The organism is Syntrophorhabdaceae bacterium (assembly GCA_028713955.1).
GTDB lineage: Bacteria > Desulfobacterota > Syntrophorhabdia > Syntrophorhabdales > Syntrophorhabdaceae > UBA5609.
The window spans coordinates 1-5383 of record JAQTNJ010000217.1 but is presented as its reverse complement, the minus strand read 5'-3'; the positions used below and the strand labels follow the sequence as shown (position 1 = coordinate 5383).

Below are 5383 nucleotides of genomic sequence, written 5' to 3'. Positions count from 1 at the left end.
AGAGTTTTTCCCTGATTGAACTTTCTGTAAGATCCTGCACAATGGTTAACATCGAAGAGACCTCTTGCCTCAGAGGTCTCTTCTCATCTAGTAAAAATCTTTGAGACAATTCGCAACCGGCTTTTACGTTGAAAGGGGATTGTGTGCTGTGATATAAGTGGACATGTCTTTTTTAACGAGAACAATGATACTGCTTTCTCTTGTGGGGCCGGCCATTATCACGTCCAATATCGATAATGATGCCGGTGGGATAGCGATCTATTCCATCGCGGGGGCGCGATACGGGTATAATCTGTTGTGGACGCTCATCCCAACGGTCTTTCTCCTCGCGGTCCTCCACGAGATCTCGGCGAGAACGGGGATTGTGACAGGGAAGGGGCTTGCGGACCTTATACGGGAACGGTACGGCATCAGGATAGCGTTCTGGGTCATGGTATCCCTTTTTATTACCAACCTCGGGAATACGGCGGCAGAATTCTCGGGCTGGGCAGCGAGCATGGAGCTCTTCGGCGTGAGCAAGTATATTTCGGTCCCGATAGGGGCGTTCTTTGTATGGTTCCTCGTCACAAAGTGGAACTACAGCATCTTTGAGAAGATCTTCCTGGGGATCTGCTTCATATATTTTACCTATATCATTTCCGCATTCCTTGCCAAGCCCGACTGGGGCGAGGTAATGCAAAAGACGGTTACGCCGCAGATACAATGGAACAAGGATTACCTCATCATAGTGGTCAGCATTATCGGCACGTCGATAACGCCATGGCAGCAATTCTATCTCCAGTCAGGAGTCGTGGAGAAGGGCCTGGGAGAAAAAGACCTCTGGGCATCCAGGGTAGATGTAATATTCGGGGCTATTATGATGGGTATTGTGGCATTTTTCATCATTGTAGCCTGCGGCGCGACGCTCTATCCTGCCGGTATCGGGATAGACTCTGCAAAGGATGCTGCCCTGTCGCTGAAACCTCTCGCCGGAAGAAACGCGTACATCCTCTTTGCCATAGGACTGGCCAACGCGTCGCTCTTTTCGGGATGTATCCTGCCGCTTGCCACCACATATTACATCTGTGAGGCAATGGGCTGGGAGATGGGGATTGGAAAGGGCTTCAGGGAGGCGCCGCAGTTCAAACTGATCTTTACAACGATACTTGTCCTCGGCGCTTCTGTTGTATTAATTCCAAGGCTGCCCCTCATAAAGGTCATGTGGTTCAGTCAGATCATCAACAGCCTCCTGCTCCCCGCGATCATCATATTTATGATAAAGCTCGTCAATGACGGGGAACTGATGGGAAATTACAGGAACTCCCTCTGGATGAATATTGTGGCATATGCCGGGGCAACAATCCTCACCATTCTCAATGTTGTTCTCCTCTACAACACCTTCATGGACGTTGTCAGATAGATAGAAGAAAAAATATTGATAAAGTGACGTGAACGATGTAGTCTTTTAGCTCATCATATTTTTATGGAGTATATATGAAAGTACCTATAACGAGGGAAGGGCATACAAACCTTAAAAAAGAGCATGAGAACCTGCTCAACGTAAAACGACCAAAGATCCTCAAGGCTATCGAAGAGGCACGCGGTCACGGAGACCTCTCAGAGAACGCAGAGTATGATGCGGCAAAAGAGGAGTTCCAGTTCCTCCAGAAAAAGGTCGCCGAGGTTGAAGAGATGATCAAGAACTCCGAGATCGTCGATAAGAGGAGCGGTGAGTTTGAAAGTGTTGAATTCGGCTGCACTGTAACGCTCGTCAATCTCGATACCGATGAAGAGGCAATGTACCGGCTCGTGGGCCCCTACGAATCGGACATAAACAGCGGCACCATATCGATCTCCTCTCCGCTTGGAAGGGCGCTGATGGGAAAATCCGTAGGCGACGAGGTAAACTTCAACGCCCCCGGAGGTCAGCGCACCTATGAAGTCGTAAAGATAATTTAAAGCAAAAGTTATTTGCAGGAATACTGTTTCGCTCACCGTTCCACTACCTGCCGGATACCTGCGACAGCGAACGGCCGCCAACGGTCCTCGAAGTCGCTATTCGCGTAACGGTTCCCGGCGACTAAAAGGAGCCGCAAAGCTCTTCCGGCTCAAAACACACGTTACGATTAATTATGCCATGCAAAATACCAGGGACAAGCTCTTACTTCTTTTCTATTTGATGACTATCAAGTTCTTCATGGAACCCATTTCATAAAGGATGCACCATTTCACGTGGTATTGTCACAAATGCGCCTGGCTCAAACGTTTTCTTGACATATCGGATATTTGTGCTATTAAAACCATATAATGTTCCAAAAAGAATGAAAATCAAAAGGAGGTTGTTATGGCAGACAGCGTTTACGTTGTTAACGAGATTGTGGGTACCAGTGAAAAATCATGGGAGGATGCGGCTAAGATTGCCATAGAAACCGCTGCAAAGAGCGTCAAGGATCTCCGTATCGGTGAAGTGGTGAAACAGGATGTAACACTGGAAAACGGGAAGGTGGTAAGCTATAGGGTACGACTCAATGTTTCGTTCAAGTACCACCCGAAGAAATAGCCTTACCTGAAGAAATGTAACACCGGGAAAAGGAAGGTCAGCCTGTCCTTTTTCGGTTTGAGTTCGAGGCAGGGTCAGAAATGGTCCTGCCTTATTTGTGCGTATTCCAGCCTGTAATCCACGGAATCAACAATCTCCAAATCATTGAACCTTTCACACGGCAATTGTTCTCCCTTGCAAAATATATAAGATTGCGGGAAAATGGAGAAAAAGGGTGGTGCATTGGGAAAGGAGGACAATCATGTATGCACATCTATTCTCTGAGTTTAAGATAGCAGGAATTATCCTGAAAAACAGATTAACGATGGCCCCGATGTATCTCGGATATGCCGGGGAAGGCGGTACGGTGAGCAGCGTGTTGCTGGACCATTACCGGCTGATGGCGAAAAGCGGGGTTGCCATGGTAGTGGTCGAGAATGCGACAATAGACCATCCGACGGGCAGCGGCTCCAATAGGACGCTTCGGGTAGATTCTGATGATTACGCTTCGGGATTAAAAAGGTTATCCTCAACGATCCGGCAGGAAGGCGCTGTTGCCTGTCTCCAGATCAACCACGCCGGGCGTTTCGCCGCCGTGAGTGAACCCGTTGCACCCTCTGCCGTTGAGACCTTCGGCAGGCTCCCAAGGGCATTGAGCGCGGCAGAGATCCGAACGATTGCGAACAGATATGCCGATGCGGCATTACGGGTCAAAAACACAGGCTTTGACATGGTGGAACTGCATGGAGGTACGGGCTACCTGTTGGCTCAATTCCTCTCCCCCAGAACCAACAAGAGAGAGGATGAATATGGCGGCTCATTTGAGAACCGGCAAAGGTTTCCACTTGAGGTCGTTGCGGCAGTAAAAAATATAGTGGGAGATTTCCCAATCGGTTATCGTTTTCTTGCGGATGAATGGCTGCCTGACGGTCTGCAACTGAACGAATCCGTCCGGTTTGCCCGTTCTCTCGAATCGGCGGGCATTGCATATATTTCTGTCATGGGCGGAACGTATGAGTCTTTCCCGCTGCCGGACGTTGCGAGCAGGTCCAAAAAAGACGGCTACATGGTCGATCTTGCAGCCGCCGTCAAAAAAGAGGTACGTATCCCGGTTATCGCTGCCGGCAGAATAGCAACGGGTTCTCTGGCGGAGAGCATCCTTGAAGAGCAAAAGGCCGACCTGATCGGACTGGCGCGGGTCCTGTGGGCTGACCCCCAATGGCCCGAAAAGGTGAAACAGGGCAGAGAGAATGATATTATCCGCTGTGATCCAGCCTGCGGAGACGCGTGCATGAAATTGATACTAAAAAAGAAGTCCGCTCTCTGTGCACGATGGCCCCACGATAAAATGCAAGAATGGAAGAATAGAATGGAATGACAGCAGGGTTGCGTCCCTTGATCGCTCAGGGTTTTTGATGCCGGCGCAGGTCTTCCAGTATTTCCTTTATCCCGGCTATCTCTTTTTGTATCGCCTCTGTCCCGGTTTCTTCCCGGGCTTTCGGGTGTCCGACAAACCATGAGGCAACAAAACCGGATAACGTACCAAAAAGCCCTACCCCTACGATCATCAGCATTGCGGCCACCACTCTGCCTTCCGGAGTAACCGGGACCTTGTCTCCGTATCCGACCGTTGTAATCGTAACAATGCTCCACCAAAAGGCGTCTTCGGCAGTTTTTATTGTGGCGTACATAGCGGTGGATTCGAAGTGCAGCACTAATATTGCCGAAAAGGTGAGTACAATGATCGATACAAGGATCATCGCAAGAGTCACGCTTTGTGCACGCCTGTCGAGAACAAGATTGAAAAGGATCTTTGCCGATTTGACTCCCCGTAGCAGGGTGAATATCCTGGTGATGCGCGCGATCCTGCCCCACCTAAAAGAATAAAGAACAGGTATGCTCGACAAAAGGTCTATCCATCCCCAGGTATAAAAATACCTGAGCTTATTCTCTGCCCTGAACAAGAGGATGCAGAAATCGACAAAAAAGACAGTGCAAACAATGTAATCCGCATAATGAAGTATCTGCTCTACTTCCGTATCGAGCTTAAATACTGTTTTAATAAACAATACAATTATGGCAAGCAAACTGAGTGTTAGTATAAAAATAAGATACGGAGGGTGATCATGTCTTTTCATCGGATTATGGTACGATTGTCCTCTCCTCGTGTCAATTTGAAAATACAAAAAGGCCCGTATCAGATTCCCCCTTGCAAAATATATCGAATAGGAGGAAAATTAAAAAAGGGTTTCCCCGTCCCTCCTGGAAATCGTTTTTTGACTGCGAGGTCTGGAATGGAAGAAAAGAAGATGGCAACATGGATAGATTTTTCAATCTCACCTGCCTACGAAGTTAAATACCCGGGTGTGGCCTTCGGGTTGACGCTCATTTCAGACTGCCGGCCCTTAAGCGACAGCGCGGAGTTTGATCAATACAGGCGAAATCTCCTGCGAAAGATGAGAAAGCGGGAAACGCTTGCCAATATCTCTCAGCGTATCGATATCTACGATCGCTTTTTTCAGGGCTTCGGGTTCGAATGTCCCTTGCCCCAGCATCTTAAGAGAACGATCAACAGCGGGTTCCCGAGGTACAACCTCATGGTCGATGCCCACTTCATGGCCGAGATGTGCGCAGGCATCCTCGTGGCGGTCACCGATCTTGATCGGATCGAAGGCAGGCTCATGCTCGATATAGCCCAGGGAGGGGAGACGAGTGCCGGAATGGGGGGCCGGCAATTTATAATGAAAGAGGGGGAGATCGTGCTCCGGGACGAAAAGGACATCATCTGCGTCCTTTGCCAGGGGGCAGATGAAAAGACAAAGGTGAGGGATGATACGCGTAATGTTCTTTTCTATTCCTACGCTG

General features: G+C 49.0%; 6 protein-coding genes. 5 read left to right on the top strand and 1 reads right to left on the bottom strand.

Features of this window, described 5'->3' with window-relative positions:
* Nucleotides 1–184: 184 nt before the first annotated feature.
* From PHU49_14130 to PHU49_14115, 4 genes are all read left to right on the top strand, one after another.
* Nucleotides 185–1399, top strand: a complete 1215-nt coding sequence (locus PHU49_14130; protein ID MDD5245144.1) for an Nramp family divalent metal transporter — start codon at nt 185–187, stop codon at nt 1397–1399.
* A gap of 74 nt (nt 1400–1473) precedes the next feature.
* Nucleotides 1474–1938, top strand: a complete 465-nt coding sequence (greA, locus tag PHU49_14125) for a transcription elongation factor GreA (GenBank protein ID MDD5245143.1) — start codon at nt 1474–1476, stop codon at nt 1936–1938.
* Between the two features lie 385 nt (nt 1939–2323).
* Nucleotides 2324–2539 (top strand): dodecin family protein, encoded by a 216-nt coding sequence (locus PHU49_14120; protein ID MDD5245142.1) that lies wholly within the window; start codon nt 2324–2326, stop codon nt 2537–2539.
* A 241-nt stretch (nt 2540–2780) separates the two neighbouring features.
* Nucleotides 2781–3896, top strand: a complete 1116-nt coding sequence (locus PHU49_14115) for an NADH:flavin oxidoreductase (protein ID MDD5245141.1) — start codon at nt 2781–2783, stop codon at nt 3894–3896.
* A gap of 25 nt (nt 3897–3921) precedes the next feature.
* Here the strand turns inward: PHU49_14115 and PHU49_14110 are convergent, their stop codons facing one another.
* The gene (locus PHU49_14110; GenBank protein ID MDD5245140.1) at nt 3922–4656 is read right to left on the bottom strand and encodes an ion transporter; all 735 of its coding nucleotides are present in this window, start codon (nt 4654–4656) and stop codon (nt 3922–3924) included.
* A 156-nt stretch (nt 4657–4812) separates the two neighbouring features.
* On the opposite strand from PHU49_14110, the gene PHU49_14105 reads away from it, so the two are divergent.
* Nucleotides 4813–5383, top strand: a 571-nt coding sequence (locus PHU49_14105; GenBank protein MDD5245139.1) for a phenylalanine--tRNA ligase beta subunit-related protein, incomplete at its 3' end; no start/stop codon positions are given.

Bases quoted from the DNA above. Each gene is read 5' to 3' on its own strand.
- PHU49_14130 (MDD5245144.1), top strand. From the start codon at position 185: ATGATACTGCTTTCTCTTGTGGGGCCGGCCATTATCACGTCCAATATC.
- greA (MDD5245143.1), top strand. From the start codon at position 1,474: ATGAAAGTACCTATAACGAGGGAAGGGCATACAAACCTTAAAAAAGAG.
- PHU49_14120 (MDD5245142.1), top strand. From the start codon at position 2,324: ATGGCAGACAGCGTTTACGTTGTTAACGAGATTGTGGGTACCAGTGAA.
- PHU49_14115 (MDD5245141.1), top strand. From the start codon at position 2,781: ATGTATGCACATCTATTCTCTGAGTTTAAGATAGCAGGAATTATCCTG.
- PHU49_14110 (MDD5245140.1), bottom strand. From the start codon at position 4,656: ATGAAAAGACATGATCACCCTCCGTATCTTATTTTTATACTAACACTC.